1 pseudogene is annotated in these 506 nt (G+C 58.3%); it reads right to left on the reverse strand.

Annotation, left to right across the window (positions count from 1 at the left end):
• Positions 1–506: pseudogene (locus tag NKJ18_RS32975) on the reverse strand (type I secretion system permease/ATPase); the annotation flags it as partial.

Consider the following 506-nt stretch of genomic DNA (forward strand, 5'->3'; position numbering starts at 1 on the left):
TCGGCATTGCAACGCGCTGCTTGCAGCAGACCATTGCGTGCCATGTTGTGGGCAACGGTATCGCTTATCGGCCCTTGCGAGAGAGTGTTGGCAAGGAGTGTCAGAGATGTGAGACCGACCGCCCCGATAAGTGCCGTCATGCCGATCCAGAAATGAAGGAGGAAGCAAATGCCAAGATAAAACAGCATCCATGGCAGATCGAAGAACGCTGTCGGACCGTTTCCACCTAAGAAGCCGCGAACATTGTCGAGATCGCGAAGCGGCTGCAAGCCGTCGCCCGGCATGCGCGTTGAAAGCGGAAGGCGAACGATCGCATCGTGAACGCGTCCGGAAAACTGTCCATCGAAACGCTCGCCAATCCGCAGCAGCACGCGGGCGCGCAAAATGTCGAGCAGGCATTGGAACGCATAAAGCCCCGCAGCGAGCACGACGAGCCCCACCAGCGTGGATACGCTGCCACTTGCCAGAACGCGGTCATAGACCTGAAGCATGAACAGCGGCGAGAT

Source organism: Mesorhizobium sp. M0217, from assembly GCF_040321955.1.
Classification (GTDB): Bacteria; Pseudomonadota; Alphaproteobacteria; order Rhizobiales; family Rhizobiaceae; genus Mesorhizobium.